General features: G+C 49.9%; 14 protein-coding genes. 8 read left to right on the top strand and 6 right to left on the bottom strand.

Going from position 1 to position 15,017, the window contains the following annotated elements; all coding sequences use genetic code 11:
- Positions 1-49 precede the first annotated feature (49 nt).
- Together DQG23_RS43510 and DQG23_RS32005 are read right to left on the bottom strand one after the other, a co-directional pair.
- Positions 50-181 (bottom strand): hypothetical protein, encoded by a 132-nt coding sequence (locus tag DQG23_RS43510; RefSeq protein ID WP_272949079.1) that lies wholly within the window; start codon positions 179-181, stop codon positions 50-52.
- A 158-nt stretch (positions 182-339) separates the two neighbouring features.
- Positions 340-885: a hypothetical protein gene (locus tag DQG23_RS32005; RefSeq protein WP_113035107.1), complete on the bottom strand. Its 546-nt coding sequence runs from the start codon at positions 883-885 to the stop codon at positions 340-342.
- Positions 886-1,113: 228 nt separating this feature from the next.
- On the opposite strand from DQG23_RS32005, the gene DQG23_RS32000 reads away from it, so the two are divergent.
- Both DQG23_RS32000 and DQG23_RS31995 read left to right on the top strand, forming a co-directional pair.
- On the top strand, positions 1,114-2,250 hold the full coding sequence (locus DQG23_RS32000; RefSeq protein ID WP_158560802.1) for a DUF3048 domain-containing protein: 1,137 nt from the start codon (positions 1,114-1,116) through the stop codon (positions 2,248-2,250).
- Between the two features lie 299 nt (positions 2,251-2,549).
- On the top strand, positions 2,550-3,728 hold the full coding sequence (locus DQG23_RS31995; protein ID WP_158560801.1) for an LCP family protein: 1,179 nt from the start codon (positions 2,550-2,552) through the stop codon (positions 3,726-3,728).
- Positions 3,729-4,215: 487 nt separating this feature from the next.
- On the opposite strand, the gene DQG23_RS31990 is transcribed toward DQG23_RS31995, so the two are convergent.
- Positions 4,216-4,875, bottom strand: coding sequence for an aminotransferase (locus tag DQG23_RS31990; RefSeq protein ID WP_113035104.1), 660 nt, complete (start codon positions 4,873-4,875; stop codon positions 4,216-4,218).
- A gap of 380 nt (positions 4,876-5,255) precedes the next feature.
- Here DQG23_RS31990 and DQG23_RS31985 point away from each other — a divergent pair, with 380 nt between their 5' ends.
- The 4 genes from DQG23_RS31985 (at position 5,256) to rlmD (ending at position 9,202) form a co-directional block, all read left to right on the top strand.
- Entirely contained in the window at positions 5,256-5,546 is a 291-nt protein-coding gene (locus DQG23_RS31985; RefSeq protein ID WP_113035103.1) for a YerC/YecD family TrpR-related protein, read from the top strand.
- A gap of 327 nt (positions 5,547-5,873) precedes the next feature.
- Positions 5,874-6,689, top strand: coding sequence for a sirohydrochlorin chelatase (locus DQG23_RS31980; RefSeq protein WP_113035102.1), 816 nt, complete (start codon positions 5,874-5,876; stop codon positions 6,687-6,689).
- Positions 6,690-6,692: 3 nt separating this feature from the next.
- Positions 6,693-7,622, top strand: a complete 930-nt coding sequence (locus DQG23_RS31975) for a diacylglycerol kinase (RefSeq protein WP_113035101.1) — start codon at positions 6,693-6,695, stop codon at positions 7,620-7,622.
- Entirely contained in the window at positions 7,619-9,202 is a 1,584-nt protein-coding gene (rlmD, locus tag DQG23_RS31970) for a 23S rRNA (uracil(1939)-C(5))-methyltransferase RlmD (protein ID WP_113035100.1), read from the top strand. The genes DQG23_RS31975 and rlmD overlap by 4 nt, the downstream gene beginning before the upstream one ends.
- A gap of 358 nt (positions 9,203-9,560) precedes the next feature.
- Here the strand turns inward: rlmD and DQG23_RS31965 are convergent, their stop codons facing one another.
- The 3 genes from DQG23_RS31965 to DQG23_RS31955 are packed head-to-tail and all read right to left on the bottom strand — an operon-like array spanning position 9,561 to position 12,042.
- A complete protein-coding gene (locus DQG23_RS31965) occupies positions 9,561-10,487 on the bottom strand; it encodes a phosphotransferase family protein (RefSeq protein ID WP_113035099.1) in 927 nt (308 codons plus the stop codon).
- A 58-nt stretch (positions 10,488-10,545) separates the two neighbouring features.
- Positions 10,546-11,004, bottom strand: coding sequence for a GyrI-like domain-containing protein (locus tag DQG23_RS31960; protein ID WP_113035098.1), 459 nt, complete (start codon positions 11,002-11,004; stop codon positions 10,546-10,548).
- A gap of 6 nt (positions 11,005-11,010) precedes the next feature.
- On the bottom strand, positions 11,011-12,042 hold the full coding sequence (locus DQG23_RS31955; protein ID WP_113035097.1) for a methyltransferase: 1,032 nt from the start codon (positions 12,040-12,042) through the stop codon (positions 11,011-11,013).
- 191 nt (positions 12,043-12,233) lie between these two features.
- Between DQG23_RS31955 and DQG23_RS31950 the strand changes: the two genes are divergently transcribed.
- Positions 12,234-13,100: an AraC family transcriptional regulator gene (locus DQG23_RS31950; RefSeq protein WP_113035153.1), complete on the top strand. Its 867-nt coding sequence runs from the start codon at positions 12,234-12,236 to the stop codon at positions 13,098-13,100.
- A 665-nt stretch (positions 13,101-13,765) separates the two neighbouring features.
- A complete protein-coding gene (locus DQG23_RS31945; protein ID WP_113035096.1) occupies positions 13,766-14,959 on the top strand; it encodes a winged helix-turn-helix domain-containing protein in 1,194 nt (397 codons plus the stop codon).
- The last annotated feature ends 58 nt before the right edge of the window (positions 14,960-15,017 follow it).

Here is a 15,017-nt window from a genome sequence, read left to right as displayed (position 1 = left end):
GAGCTTGCTCAAATACTCAAGCCCATTGTAAGTAACGTGGGGCGAGGAATCAATCGTTATTTTTTTTGATCAGCTGCAGTTTGTCTCTGTTTCGGTATACCCAGACGACCGCGTAGGCGGCCACAACGATTAGCGTTAGCGGCAGCCAATGATCGCGCACATAGGCGAATACTTCCTTCATGGCGTTGCCCCCTTTCCCGTTGCGACAATCGAAACCGAATGCGGGTTTCATTATCGCGTGCTGCTATGAAAAGGGTTCCCGTTCGGCGTGCCGCTTATGTAAGGCCCGGGGTTGAAAAAACCGCCCGGCACGGTGCCGGACGGCTAAGCATGATCGTATTATTCATGATTTTTAAGACTCCAGGAAGTCGGTTCCTGATAGGCTTCCCAAACAGGGGCGCCGGTTTTGAAATCGTACCAGATCATATGTCCCTTCTCACCTTTCTTGAGAACGAACCAGACGATTTTATCCGAAATATAGTCGTAGGGCGCAATGAATATGTCTCTGATGTTTTCTTGCTCTATGCCCTTCTCTTTCACTTGGGCGATGATTTGCTCCTTCGCCACGCCGTCCTTCGGGAAGACGGAGCCGTAAGATTTGATCGCTTTTTTCTCAAGCGTCAGCCAAACGATTTTCTCCTGTCCCTTTTCGTCGAAGCCGGTAACCATCTTAAATGTCGGACCGCCTACGCGAATTTTTTGGAGCTCGCGGACATCGGCCAGCAGTTTATTGTCAAGTACATATTGTTTCGCTTCTTCATCGGACGGCAGCATCGCCGCTTTAACCGATTGATCGTCCCGGCCGAAGCCGTACAGCAGCAGAAAAACGGCGCCAACGGACAATACGACCATGGCGGTAACAATAAGCAGGGCTTTCCATTTCATTTGTGCGGCCTCCCTCCCGATTTATTGTAGCAAATGGAGGTTGTCACGACAAATGACGTATATGTGAACGCGATTTCACATAGGATAGGTTCATAGAAAAGGGCGCCGTTTGAGTCCTTATAAACTAGAGCTGCGGGCGGCGGGGAAACGGCGGGCGCAATGAAGCCTTTTACGTTTCCTGTAGTCAACATTTTGGATATGACAACCTGGAAGGGGAGTATATGCGACATGCCGATTTGGCAAAGCAAGCTTAATGTGGATAATAGTAGCGGCAATAAGGGGAAAAAGGCTCCGAACCGGCTGGCGCTAACTGCCGTCATTTTGTTGTGCGGGGCGGTTATTACGGCAGGGTGCTCCGGTAATGGCGAAGACATGCCCGCTGCAGGCAAACCGCATGCAAGTGAAAAGCCGCCGGCAGGCACAGTGCCGCAAGGCGGTGGCAGCGGGAAAGCGGAGGAGACTTCGTCCGAAGGCAAAGTCAAGAAGCCCTATACCCAGCCGCTGACGGGCCTGCCGTCGGATGGCGAGGTAAAGGACCGCCCCGTCATGGTCATGATCGAAAATTCGCCGCAAGCGCGGCCGCAGTCCGGCTTGAATCAAGCCGATATTGTCTACGAGGTTCTGGCCGAAGGCGAAATCACCCGGTTTTTGGCGGTGTTTCAAGGCCAGTCGCCGGAGGAAATCGGGCCTGTGCGCAGCATTCGTCCGTACTTCGTGGAAATCGGTGACGGACTGGATGCGGTGCTGGTTCACGCCGGCTGGAGCCAGGATGCGATCAATATGATTGCGAAGCGCAATCTGGCGCATTTCGACGAGGTATACGGTGACGGTACGTATTACTGGCGCTCGGGCGAACGCAAAATGCCGCATAATTTGTATACGGGCATCGACAAAATACGGCGGGGCATCGCGAACAAGAAGCTGAGGAACGACTGGAACGGGCCGATCCTCGAGTTTCTCGCCCCCGGAGAGCAGGCGCCTGGTTTCGCCGCTTCGCATGTTACGATTCCGTATTTGCGCGGATACAACGTTTCCTACGACTACGACGCCGAGACTGGCCTGTACAATCGTTCGATGGAAGGCGAACCGCATCTTGATGCGGCTACGCGGAAGCAGCTGACGGCGGCGAACGTACTGATCGTCGAAGCGAAGCATCGGGTGCTGGATAGCGAAGGACGGCGGGATGTCGACGTATTCGGCCCGGGTAAAGGCGTGCTCCTGCAGCAGGGCAGACGGCAGGACGTCGTATGGGAACGCAAGGGAGGCCTCATTCGCGCTTACGCGGGAGGCGAGGAGCAGCCGCTTGTGCCGGGGCGCACTTGGGTTCAAATCGTACCCGAAGGGACACAAATCGACTTGAAATAACGGCGGGTATTTGCGCCTATTTCGAGAGTTTCGGTAATAGCAAAGAAGCTGAAACAGGGGTGTTTTTGGCGGAAAAACGGGGAATGCGGCGAATATTGGGTAAAATTGGCGGCGTTTAGTCATAAGATTTTAACCTTTTTGTAATTTATTTTTAAGGTTTAGGATGTAAGATGGAGGAATCTACTCAAAAATCGCTTTGTTCAAAAAGCCAATTTTCGACAAAAGGACCTATTGTATGCGTGACCATAGGCCGCTTTTTGAACGATCGGCATAAACGTTTGCCAGAAAAGAGGGTTCCTATGTCCCAAACAACCCTGCCCATTTCGCCCCTTCCCCCCCGCGGAAATGCGAGCCGCCGTAAAGGGTGGCTGATTGCGGCAGCTGTCTTGTTCGTCATTCTAGCCGTTATAGGCGGCTACCTATATACCGTGTACGATAAAGCGAACGAAGTGATCGATCAGATCGGTACGCCCGAGGTTGTGCCGGAGGCTTCTATGGCGCGTACGAAGCCGCTTTCTTTCCTGCTGCTCGGCGTCGATTTCCGGAAGGAAACGGCGAGCATGAACTCCGACGTCATCATGGCGGTAACCGTGAACCCGGAACGCAAGTCTGCGACCATCGTATCGCTGCCGCGGGATTTGCATATGGACCCGAGAGGGTTGCCCGAACGCAAAGCGAATTATTATTATCCGTATTTTTATAACCAAGACAAAAATACGGCGTTCACGGAAACGAAGAAAACGTTCGGCGATTTCTTCGGCTTCAATTTCGACTACATGGCGACGATCGACTTTCATGCCTTCGAGCAAACGGTAGACGCTCTGGGTGGGCTGACGATCGACGTAGACATGGATATGCGCTATGTCGACAATGAAGACGGCACCGACATCAACCTCAAAAAAGGAACGCAGCTGCTGAACGGCAAGCAGGCGCTCGATTTCGTCCGCTACCGCAAATCGAACCGGAACACGGAGGAGTCGAGCGATACGGAGCGGAATATGCGCCAGCAGCAGGTCATCGACAAGACGCTGGAAAAGCTGAAATCGTTCGGCGGCGTGCTGAAAATGACGGAAATTATGCAAGCGGTCGGCGACGGCATCAAAACCGATATTCCGAGCGTCCAAATCCGGGATCTGCTGACGACATATTTCAACATCAATCGCGAAAATATCAATTTCGTCCATCTCGAAGGAGACTGGGTCAGCCCTTATATCGAAGTTTCCGACGAAGATCTGGACAACGCCCGCAGCGCGCTCCGGCAGCAGCTTGATCTTCCTGCCCTGACGCCATCGCCATCGCCGAGCGGAAATCCAACAAGCGGCGGCGGAGCGACCGGTACGGGCACTGGCGGCAGCACTGGTACGGGAACCGGAACAGGCGGGAAAGCGACTCCTAAACCGACGCCAAAGGCAACGCCGAAGCCGACTCCAACTCCTACAAAGGGGCCGTCCGTCGGGGAAAACGTATACGGGGAATAACGGACTGCATGCATGTCTACTGGCATAAACCAATAAAGCGAAAAGCCCAAAACCGCATCTTGTATGCGGCTTGGGCTTTTTTGTGTGAATTTCGGTATTCCCTGTTGCCGTTGAACGGTTCGATATCCGGCTTGTCTCGTTCGAACGCCTGAAGCGCTTAGCCACCGTTCGCATAGTCTACGGTCAGCCCGAAGCCGTGATCGGTCCGGATGTTTTGTAAATAACAAGAAAAAAGAATCGTACACAGACTTGTGAACAATTTGTTGATAAGTTTGGGTATAATGTGGATAACGCTGTGGATAAAATCGCCCGTTTTATTTATTTATCCACAGCATGCAGGCTAGCTCCGGATGAACGGATGGGTAGCTTCGACGGAAAGGACGGCGGATCTCGTTCCGGTTCTGGTGAGTTATTTGGAAGATATTATTTTTCAGCCTGCATGTCTGTGGATAACGACGATTGCACAAACCGGCCCCGCCAAGTTCGGCTACCGTCTTGACGGGGAGTATCTGCCGGAACGGCCGCCGTTTTTTCTGCGTTTGCCGTTTGTCGAGGAGGTCCGTCTGCGTTTACGGCGCCGCGGCGCAAGCAAGCCGTCGTCCGCCGTCGCTGTGGCGGCTTTGCCGCCAAGGCCGCCGAGACCGCCCATAAGCAGCTTCAGCATTGGAGAAACCTGCTGAATGCCCTGAAACACCTTCTGAACCTTGCCGATCGTGCCGACGATGCCGTCGATGCCGCCGACCCTGTCGATCAGTCCTCGGATCTGGCTCATGTTGAAACCCGATCCCGAATCCGTATCGGAAGAAGCGGGAGCCGATATATTGCCGGGCACCATCGCGTGAGGCGAGTAGGGAGAAGGTGCGTTCGGCGAGAAAAGACCGTCCGGCCGTCCGCCAGGAAAGCCGCCGGAATAACCGTTGCCTAGAGGGCTTCCGCCCCCATGGCCGCCGCCAAAAAAACCGCCGCCTCCTTGCGGCCGGCCATCAAAATGCTGAGGCTGCTGCTGCGGGTAGCCAAACAGGTTGTCGCCGCCGTAATGCGGCTGCTGTTGGACGTAGGCCTGGGGCTGGGGTTGAGGTGGCGATTGTGGCTGAGGTTGCGGCTGCGGCTGGTACACGACCGTTTGCGCCCGTTGTTTGGGTTTCACTGGACTCACATCCTTTTTCTCAAGTAATCGGCATATAGGAAGCAGCCGTTTAAAGCCCGCGTGAAGAGAATGCCGTGATGCACTAGTGGCCGTTGGGGTCGTCGAACGAACTTATGGCTGCCGGAATCGCGTTCGGACACAGCGGAAAGCAGCAAGCTTTGGCTTGACTTCACTTTGCGGGGTATTTTTTATATAATTTATGTGTTAGTCTAGTGGTTGGATTGGACGCATGTCACGGTTTTTGGGATTTTCGTGGAGATCCGTTTTAACTCACTACCGCATGAAAATTTTACAGATCTGCAAACATAAGCAGGGATTTGCATCGTGCATGTCGAAAACAACAACCAAACAAATGGATGTACGGTCAGGGGTTGAAAAAATTGCAGCTTAAGAAGTTAAACGATAAAGCGATCGACCAACTGTTTGAGTCAATATTGACGCTTAAGAGCGTCGAGGAATGCTACGTCTTCTTCGACGATTTGTGCACGGTAAACGAAATTCAATCGTTGTCTCAGCGTCTGGAGGTAGCGCGCATGCTTCGCAAGGGATGCACGTACAATCAGATCGAAGCGGAGACCGGCGCCAGCACGGCGACAATCTCCCGCGTCAAGCGCTGCTTGAACTACGGCAACGACGGCTACAAGCTGGCGCTCGAGCGATTGAACCGCTAGCCCCCGAAGGACGGCGAGCGTCGGCTTGCCGCCGGAACGGACGGCCACGTCACATAAATGTAAGAAATATCCGAGCGAGCTGCCGACGCCGCGACGCTACCGTATTTTCCACATAATTCGGCGAACCTGCCGGCCTTTCCGGGCCATCGCCTGTGACGAAATCCTCCTCCGCTTGCGGGGTAGGATTTTGTCGTTCAATTGACTTTCTACTTTCGTTTGGATAGCATGAAAAATATAGCAAACCGGATTGCCGGGACAGCGATCCGCGGTTTTTGGCGCGTCGATTTCCGGCGCTTGTTAGAACCTCAGCAGAGCAGGAGAATAATCATGTCGGATCATTCGTCTTCGTCTACCTACGGCGTTCTCATCATTAGCCACGGCTCGCGCAGCGCGGACTGGGTGAGGCTCGTCGACGATGCGGTCGCTGCGGTGCAGGCGCCGTACGGCGTGCCTGTCTTCGCCTCGTATCTGGAGCTCGTCGACGGACGGCTCATTCAGGACGGCATAACGGCGCTGGAGGAGCAGGGCGTTACGGACATTGCGGTCGTCCCGCTGTTTCTGTCCTCGGGCAGCACCCATCTCGACGAAATTCGTTATGCGCTAGGCTTGCAAGCTGAGCCGATGCTGCCGACTGAGCTTGAGCCGTTTCGCGTTCGCGCGAAGCTGCACTGGGGGTGGCCGATCGACGACGATCCGGATACGGCCTCCTTGATCTATGCGAACATTGCACCGCTGTCGGCGAATCCTGCAGAGGACGCCGTGCTGGTCGTCGGCCACGGCAGCGTGGAGCCCGGCTTTCACGAGAAGTGGCAGCAGGGGCTGAACCTTCTGGCTGAGCGTATTTGCGCACTTGGCGGGTATAGGGAGGCCGGGACGGCGATGCTGCTGCCCGACCAGCTGAAGCAGCGCATGGAGCAATTGCAGAGCCGAAATCCGGAAGCTGCGGTTGTGATCGCGCCTTTTTTTCTGAGCGAAGGATACTTTACACGGAACGTCATCCCATCCCGGCTGCAGGGATTCGATTATCGATATAACGGCAGGGCGCTGCTGCCTAGTCCGCTTGTCTCCCGGTGGATGGAGAAGCAGATCGCGGCACTCTTGACATCGGCGGGCGCGCCCAATTACGAACGGACAGGTGATTAAGGAATGGCCAAACGAGCAAGACTGATATACAATCCGACCTCCGGACGGGAGGAGATGAAAAGGCGGCTGCACGACATTTTGCAGCGGCTTGAACGCGGCGGACTCGAAACGTCGACCCACGCCACAATCGGCGAGGGCGACGCCACGCTCGCGGCGGCGGACGCCGTGGAGCGCGGCTTCGACCTCATCATCGCGGCCGGCGGCGACGGCACTTTGTACGAGGTCATCAACGGCATGGCGGAGAAAGCGGTACGGCCGCCGCTTGGCCTGCTGCCGCTCGGGACGACGAACGATTTTGCCCGGGCTATGGCCATTCCCCGCAACTGGGAAGCGGCATGCGATCTTATCGTCAAGGGCTACACGCGGCCGATCGACCTCGGCAAAGTGAATCAGCGCTATTTTATCAATATTGCGGGCGGCGGCTCGCTCACAGAGCTCACCTACGAAGTGCCGAGCAAGCTGAAGACCGTTCTAGGCCAGCTCGCTTATTATATGAAAGGGCTTGAGAAGCTGCCACGCCTGCGGCCGATCGAGCTGTTCATCAAGTCGAAGGAGCACGACCTGCACGAGGAGGTTATGGTGTTCCTGATCGCCAACAGCAACTCCGTGGCGGGCTTCGAGAAGCTTGCGCCCGACGCGAGCATCGACGACGGATTGTTCGACGTGTTTATTCTGAAGAAATGCAACCTCGTCGAGCTCATCCGCGTCGTCTCCGCAGCGCTGCGCGGCGAGCATCTGAACGACCCGAACATCATTCATTTCAAAACCGACCATATCCAGGTGACGTCGCCGGATTACGTCCAAATCAACCTCGACGGCGAGTTCGGTGGCACGCTGCCTTGCGTGTTCTCCGTACTTCCGTCGCATCTCAACATTATCGTGGACGAGTCCGGCAACTCCTCCTACCGCAGCAAACATGGAGTGATTCGATGAGCAAGCAAGGATTTAGAGGGAAGCCGAACGGGCAAGGAAATCAAGCGAACCGTCAAGCCGGCGGAAATCATGCGGGTTCCCGCCGAAGCGGGCAGCGCGTATCTGCGTCTGCAGCAGGTGCGGCGCGCGAAAGAAACGCTCAAACACCGGCTGCCGTCGCGGACAGACTCGACCTGCCGGTCGAGAAGAACGGCGAATATATAGCGGATATCGTCGGATTAGGTCATGACGGAGAAGGGGTAGGCCGTGTGAACGGCTTTACCCTTTTTGTACATGGGGCTCTTCCCGGCGAAAAAGCGCGGATAAAGGTGATGAAGCTGAAGAAGCAGTTCGGCTACGCCAAGCTGCTTGAAGTGCTCGAAGCGAGCCCGGACCGCGTCGAGCCGCCGTGCACGATCTATAAACAATGCGGCGGCTGTCAGCTCCAGCATCTGAGCTACGAAGCGCAGCTGCGCTTGAAACGGCAGACTGTCGTAGACAGCCTGGAACGGATCGGGAAGCTGGCGGTTGCGCCTGCAGATGACCGGATGTCTTCAGCTGACGTCGCTTCATCCGGCATCGTCGTTCACCCGACGCTGGGCATGCGGGATCCGTGGCGGTACCGCAACAAGGCGCAGGTGCCGATCGGCCAGGAAGAAGGCGGCTTGATCGGCGGCTTCTACGCGCAGGGCAGTCACCGCATCGTCGACATGGACGCGTGCCTCATTCAGCACGAGCAGACCGACGCGGTCGTCCGCGAGGTGAAGCGCATTGCATATGCGCTCGGCATCACCGCCTACGACGAGGAGAGCCACCAAGGGCTGCTGCGTCACGTCGTCGTTAAAATCGGCTTCCGCACCGGCGACATTATGGTCGTTCTTGTCACGAACGGCAGCCGCATCCCGGGCGAAGAGCAGCTCGTGGAGCGTATCCGCGAAGCGATTCCGGCGGTGCGCAGCATCTGCCACAACGTGAACACCCAGCGCACGAATGTCATTTTCGGCGACAAAACGAGCGTGCTGTGGGGCCAAGAGGTTATACACGACTACATCGGCGACGTGCAATTCGCGATTTCCGCGCGCTCGTTCTACCAGGTGAACCCGGTGCAAACCGAGGTGCTTTACGGCAAAGCCCTCGAATATGCCGGCCTCACCGGCAGCGAAACGGTCATCGACGCCTATTGCGGCATCGGGACCATTTCGCTTTTCCTCGCGCGCCATGCGCGCCACGTCTACGGCGTCGAAATCGTCGCCGAAGCCATCGCCGATGCTCGCGCCAACGCCGAGCTGAACGGGCTTGGGAATGTGACCTTCGCCGTAGGCAAGGCGGAGGAAGTGATTCCGGCATGGCGAGAGGACGGGATTACGCCGGAAGTCGTAGTCGTAGACCCGCCGCGCAAAGGGTGTGACGAGGTTTTGCTGGAGACGCTGCTCGCGATGCAGCCGGAGCGCATCGTGTACGTCTCGTGCAACCCCGCGACGCTGGCAAGAGATCTGCGGGTGCTCGAGGATGGCGGATACAGTGCCGTTGAAGTTCAGCCTGTGGATATGTTCCCTTGGACAACACATGTGGAGTGCTGTGTGTCGGTAGTGAGAGAATAGTATTGGGAGCCGCATTTACCTGTTTAATCAAACGTATTATTAGGTCAGCCAGATATTACTGGTTGGCCTATATTTATGGTCATTTTATGATGGCGGTAGCCGGGAGCAAACCCTATATAGTTGATATATGTTCCTCTCAAGGTAACATACAGCATACTTGTTCCTCGAGAGGTTTTCTTATGATTTTTGTTTCCCCTAATGAATATTTCGGCGTGGTAGAGCCACTTGGTTAATTTGTGAGAGCCATGATGTTAACGAAATAAAGCCAGCAAGTTAATAAGGAGAGCCATCAGAATATGAGGGCTCTCCTATTTACAGTTTTAACTATCGTATCCTTTAGCGGAACTTCATATAAGTGTTAATTGGTCAATCTTAAAAGCTCTTGGCGAAGTCCGAAATAAGCATCATTCCATCCCATCTTCGCATAAAAGCGTAATCCGATCAATCCATTGTAATATTTTGCCCCAATTATTCTTTCCTTAAAATTAGGAATGGAAATGCCAACCTGTTGCTGATAACTCTGGTATTCCTGGATCACATCAAGTTTCCTCAAGTGCCAGTCTAATGTTGCAAGGTCGACAAGAAAATCACCATATTTACCATTAGTGTCGATAATACCGGTTATACGTCGACCATCAGATAAAATATTAAACTGATGAAAATCACCATGAATAAAATACCGATGTGGTTCATTATAGCTGGAATACGCCAATAAACGGTTATAACATTCATCAAACACATCTTGCTCCAGACAAGATGTTTTGAATAAGCTGTACCACCCATCCCAGAAGGTGCCCGCCTGATCCTCTGCATTAATAGCAATTACATGTTCCCTCCAAGAATTATCTGTACCATTCCCGCTCGAATTTATAAATCCATAACCGTGTGTATTACCTACCTCAATGTGGTTCATTCGAGTTAGAAGTTGAATGACCTCCGGAATCAATTTGCGTTGTTGCTCAGGAGAGCAGCTTGCCAGATGGAGTCCACTGATCTTTTCTGAAATGAGATAGTTACATGATTTATATTTACCTAGCCCGAGACAAGAAGGAAACGGGATTCCCTGTGATGTTAAGAGGCTTGAAATAAATCTTTCAGTTTCAAAACTCCCTGCTAAATCGCTAAATTTAATAACGTATTCCTTATCAAAAACCGAGAAGGAGAATACAGCGCTTAAATTACCCCCTTCTAATGGCGTTACCACAGTCACATTCGAACCAAAATATTTACTCAGCACAACTTCCACTTCCGAAGTTTCTAATGTTGGTTTTTCGTATGCAGTCATCTATTCCCATCCTCCCTGATTACAATGTATACTGATTCTCGTCTTCATTAATTCATAGTTACAATTTACTTCTTGCGACTGGAACCCAGAGCTCATATGATGCATCCACTTTTAGTACTCGGAAAAATTGTGCGTTTGCCACAAGCTCGTATCCATTTGTAGGAAACCATTCTGAAAATAAATAATACCAGGTGTTATACAATGTTTGCGGTGATGTTGAGGAAAGATTAAAGACTGCCCACTTTTGCTTGGAAATGATCAACTCAACAAGTGATTTAGGACATTCTGCAGTTGTTTCAAATCCAAAGTAATAATCAACTAGATTGTCTGTATGATCGACTGCTATATAAAGAATTTCATTTACTTTTTCCATAGTTACCTGCTCAAAATAAGTTTGCATGTCTTCATGTGTTGTTTGATCAATTCCAGGAACAAAGACTCCAATTTTATGTATTGGTGAAGTCTTTTTAATACCAACAATCTTGAAGGATTCCCTACTCACAAATCGGAAGTTCATTATTTATCAACCTTTCGGTTTATTGTTGTGTTTAACCCTCTCGAAAACATAGATGGTAGGGTGTAATCCCTTGAGACTTAACGGGAATGCGTTTATTAATCGCAAATGCAATGACGCAGCAACTTGTAAAATCTCATCCCAATTTTCTGTTAGAATGATAGCTTTCCCTTGGATTTTCATCACTCGAGTAATTTCAATTAATATTGCTCGATTGATTTCATTTGTTTCTTTTCCATATGAAATTTGTCTACCAAATGGCAGGTTTGTCACGACTTTATCAATAGAAGCATCGGCAAAAGCTAATTGACGAGCATCCCAATGTGTGACCTCTGCCAACGTATCCTTGAGATTTTCTTTCGCTACGTTGAGCGCCTGATGTTCAATATCCCCCCCACCAATATAAGTAAATGGATAGGATAATCTTTCCCATAAAATTGTGCCCGATCCACAGCAGGGGTCAATAAAAACATCCTCTTCTACAGGAGTTGAAAGCCACACCATTGCATGAGCGACAGTTGGTAAAAGTGATGCTGCTGAAAATCGTCTATCCTTTCGTCTAAATCGATAGGATGCATGAGTTAACTTAAGCGAAAAAAGTCCGCGGCTATCTTCAATATCTAGTCGAAACTCTACATCAGGCTGACGATTCATACTAATTCTTTTGGAAGGGTAACGTTTTTTTATTCCTTCCATTGCGGCATTTGCTGCTTCAAATCGGCTATAGGTTTGTGATCCTTTACGGCTAGCATTCACATAATAGAATGTCCCTTTTTTTAGGAATGGCTTTAGATTTATACGAGAAACTTGATCACGCAATGGATGAAGATGTAACCGGTGTGACCCAACTTCTAATTCAGAAATAACCAAATATAAATTATTTACTAGTCTTAAACGTTTTAGATGTTCAATATCTAGGGTGGTTGTAAAGAAAACCTTTCCTCGATTTTTTTGTGTAACCACTATTTCAAAGCATCTGTCTTTAATCTCCTCAATCGAAAGATCCTCTAAACCAGGCAACACCGTGGCAAAATAGTTCATTTAAGAAGCTCCCTTCTTAAACAAATAGTAGCAACTTTGCCAACATCGTTCCCGACAATTCCGATATTGCTTTTGTCGGACCAACAGTAATAAACTTAGTTAAAATAAAGATCCGATAAAAATTAAATACTAATTGTCGGGAACACTTCTTTGATAAAAGGTATGATAATCAAGGATGGGATGTGGAAGACATTAATTTGCTGAAGCATATGAACGATGCTTTAACCTATATTGAGGAGAACCTTGAAAATGATATTGATATGGCTGAAGTAGCAAAAATAGCTCGCTGTTCAGAATTTCACTTCAAAAAAATGTTTTCCTATCTAGCAGGCATTACGTTACTTGAATATGTTAGAAGAAGACGGTTAACCATGGCTGGTTTTGAATTAAAGGGGCAATTTATGAAAGTTATCGACGTTGCCATCAAATATGGCTATCATTCACCAGATTCGTTCGCGAAAGCTTTTTATCAATTGCATGGTATTAACCCTTCCGAGGTTAATAAAACCGGGAAATCCTTAAAATCTTTTCCGCGCATGACTTTTCAATTAACCATTACAGGAGGAAGCGAATTAAATTATCGAATTGAAAAAAAAGAGGCATTTACAATTGTAGGTATAAAAGAAAGAATCCCTCTCGTTTATAAAGGAGAAAATCCTGCTATAACAGAAATGTTGACGAAAATAACAGGTGATGTTTACTCCAAGCTGAAATCTCTTGCAAATGTTGAACCTCTTGGAGGATATAGTGCTTCATTTAATATTAGGGAAAGAGAAAATGAGGAAAAGGCTGAACTTGATCATCTTATTGGTGTAGCAACAACAAAAAAAGAATTATTAGGTCTGGGTTCTCTTCATGTTGCAGCCTCTACTTGGGCAATTTTCACTGTCCTTGGTAATCCCGCCAACATGCAGGAAGTATGGGGACGAATTTATTCTGAATGGTTTCCTTCATCTAATTATCAAGTTGTAGAAGGTCCTGAAATTCTCTTTACAGATAGGGATACTAATTGTCCAAACTATAAAAGCGAAATTTGGATCCCTGTAGAGAAAAAGTAAACCGTTTCGCTAATAATGAGCAGCTTAGAACATATGTTGAGCATTTCGTGTCCAAGCCGCAGTTTTTAACTTCATTACCTACAGCATGTAACGGATCCGCCAATTTGGCGGGCGTGATCTTTAGCTACACACTTTATTTGTTAAATTAAGGAATCCGCCATCCTTTTTTGCACTCGGCTAATATAAGGGATTGTAAAATCTGGGGTTGATGGTCGCTTTTATTTTTTGAAAGTATCTGACACTAGGCACTTCACACATGTGGAGTGCGTAGTGTCAATATATCGAAATGATAAATAACGGGGCGCTGAACCGGATGTTAAAGCAAAACATGCATCGCCACAGTCTTAGATACTTTTTTTCAACAAGATGACTTTGAATTGAAATTGAGAATATCCAAGAGAGCGTCCTAAATGGGGCGTTCTCTTTTTTGTAACGATCTAAATTATTAATATAGTTACTTGGGCAGAAATATAGCATAATATTTGCAAGCGTTAAATCATAGAGCGGATGAGTGGCTGCACAGTATTTTGGAAAAACGGGCTTCTTTTTCGATAGACGACAACAGCCGAAGCAATACGCCGTTGGCTGCGATGACAAAATTGGAATAGAATGAAAGTACCTCGATATCGATTCCAACAAAACAATAAAGAGGAGTAGATGCGCGCATGATCCAATTAACGAACCGCCAGGCACGGCAATTTCTGTTGTTGAAGCACGGACTGCTGGGCGAATATAAATGTATCGGAAAGCAGGGCGTATTGGATTTTGTTCGGCAGGCCGGCTGTATTCAATACGATCCCATCGATGTTTGCGGAAAAAACGCCGAACTGGTGCTGCAGTCGCGAATCAAGGGATTTACCAAGAGAATGCTCGAAGAGTTGCTGTATAAAGATAGAAGCCTGGTCGACTATCCCGACAAGAACCTGGCCATTATCCCAGTCGAGGACTGGCCGTATTTTGAGCGATACAGGCAGGCCGCCCGAAAACATGCGGAGCGCTATCCTGAAATGGAAGCGTTGACAGAGCAAGTACAGGCTCATATCCAAATTCACGGCGTGTTAAGTTCGGATGATTTAAAATTGGATGGGGATTTCTCTTGGCAATCGGCCATTCACTGGAGCGGCGGAAACAACTCATCCAGGTCAGTGCTGGAACAGATGTACTCGACAGGCGAGCTGATTATCCATCACAAAAAAGGAACGCGTAAATACTACGATATCGCCGGAAAGTACATACAGCCAAATCTGCTGAATGCGCCGGAGCCGCTGCCTGACGAGCTAGAGCATTACAAGTGGCGGGTACTGCGCCGGATCGGCGCTGTCGGCCTTTTATGGAATCGCGCATCCGATGCCTGGCTGAACATATGGGGATTAAAAGCGGAGCAGCGCAACGAAGTTTTCCGCCAGCTATTGCATGAAGCTCGCATTGTTGCCGTTACCGTGGAACAAATGAAAGATATGCTGTACTGCCGCGCGGAAGATTTGCCGCTTATTGAAGCCGTCCTGCAAAATCCGGACCCGGATTTTCGCTGCGAGCTGATTGCCCCGCTAGACAATATGATATGGGACAGAAAACTGATCAACGAATTGTTTGGCTTCGATTACACCTGGGAAATTTACACGCCTGCAGTGAAACGGAAATTCGGCTATTATGTGCTGCCGCTATTATTCGGAGAGAGCTTCATCGGACGAGCCGAGGTAATCGCGGAGCGAAAAACCGGGACGCTAGTCGTTAAAAACATCTGGTACGAGAACGTCGTAAAGCAAACGAAACAATTGCGAACGGCCTTGGACGATTGTTTACAAAAGTTTGCGTTATTCAACGGATGCGAGACGATTTCGACAGCGTTTAAGAACTGATATTTCCTACAATTGCGTGGGAAATCGAGGTGCTGTCATGATTTGCCCTTCGCTTGTC

Origin of the sequence: Paenibacillus contaminans (assembly GCF_003285015.1) — a bacterium.
GTDB classification, from domain to species: domain Bacteria; phylum Bacillota; class Bacilli; order Paenibacillales; family NBRC-103111; genus Paenibacillus_V; species Paenibacillus_V contaminans.
Note: the sequence above shows the minus strand (reverse complement) of the source record. Positions and strands in the feature narration are given on the sequence as shown.

What these genes read in the sequence shown, in the direction of transcription:
- DQG23_RS31980 (WP_113035102.1), top strand. Translation starts at nt 5,874, where the DNA reads ATGTCGGATCATTCGTCTTCGTCTACCTACGGCGTTCTCATCATTAGC.
- DQG23_RS31955 (WP_113035097.1), bottom strand. Translation starts at nt 12,042, where the DNA reads ATGAACTATTTTGCCACGGTGTTGCCTGGTTTAGAGGATCTTTCGATT.
- DQG23_RS31960 (WP_113035098.1), bottom strand. Translation starts at nt 11,004, where the DNA reads ATGAACTTCCGATTTGTGAGTAGGGAATCCTTCAAGATTGTTGGTATT.
- DQG23_RS31995 (WP_158560801.1), top strand. Translation starts at nt 2,550, where the DNA reads ATGTCCCAAACAACCCTGCCCATTTCGCCCCTTCCCCCCCGCGGAAAT.
- DQG23_RS31965 (WP_113035099.1), bottom strand. Translation starts at nt 10,487, where the DNA reads ATGACTGCATACGAAAAACCAACATTAGAAACTTCGGAAGTGGAAGTT.
- DQG23_RS31975 (WP_113035101.1), top strand. Translation starts at nt 6,693, where the DNA reads ATGGCCAAACGAGCAAGACTGATATACAATCCGACCTCCGGACGGGAG.
- DQG23_RS32000 (WP_158560802.1), top strand. Translation starts at nt 1,114, where the DNA reads ATGCCGATTTGGCAAAGCAAGCTTAATGTGGATAATAGTAGCGGCAAT.
- DQG23_RS31945 (WP_113035096.1), top strand. Translation starts at nt 13,766, where the DNA reads ATGATCCAATTAACGAACCGCCAGGCACGGCAATTTCTGTTGTTGAAG.
- rlmD (WP_113035100.1), top strand. Translation starts at nt 7,619, where the DNA reads ATGAGCAAGCAAGGATTTAGAGGGAAGCCGAACGGGCAAGGAAATCAA.
- DQG23_RS43510 (WP_272949079.1), bottom strand. Translation starts at nt 181, where the DNA reads ATGAAGGAAGTATTCGCCTATGTGCGCGATCATTGGCTGCCGCTAACG.
- DQG23_RS32005 (WP_113035107.1), bottom strand. Translation starts at nt 885, where the DNA reads ATGAAATGGAAAGCCCTGCTTATTGTTACCGCCATGGTCGTATTGTCC.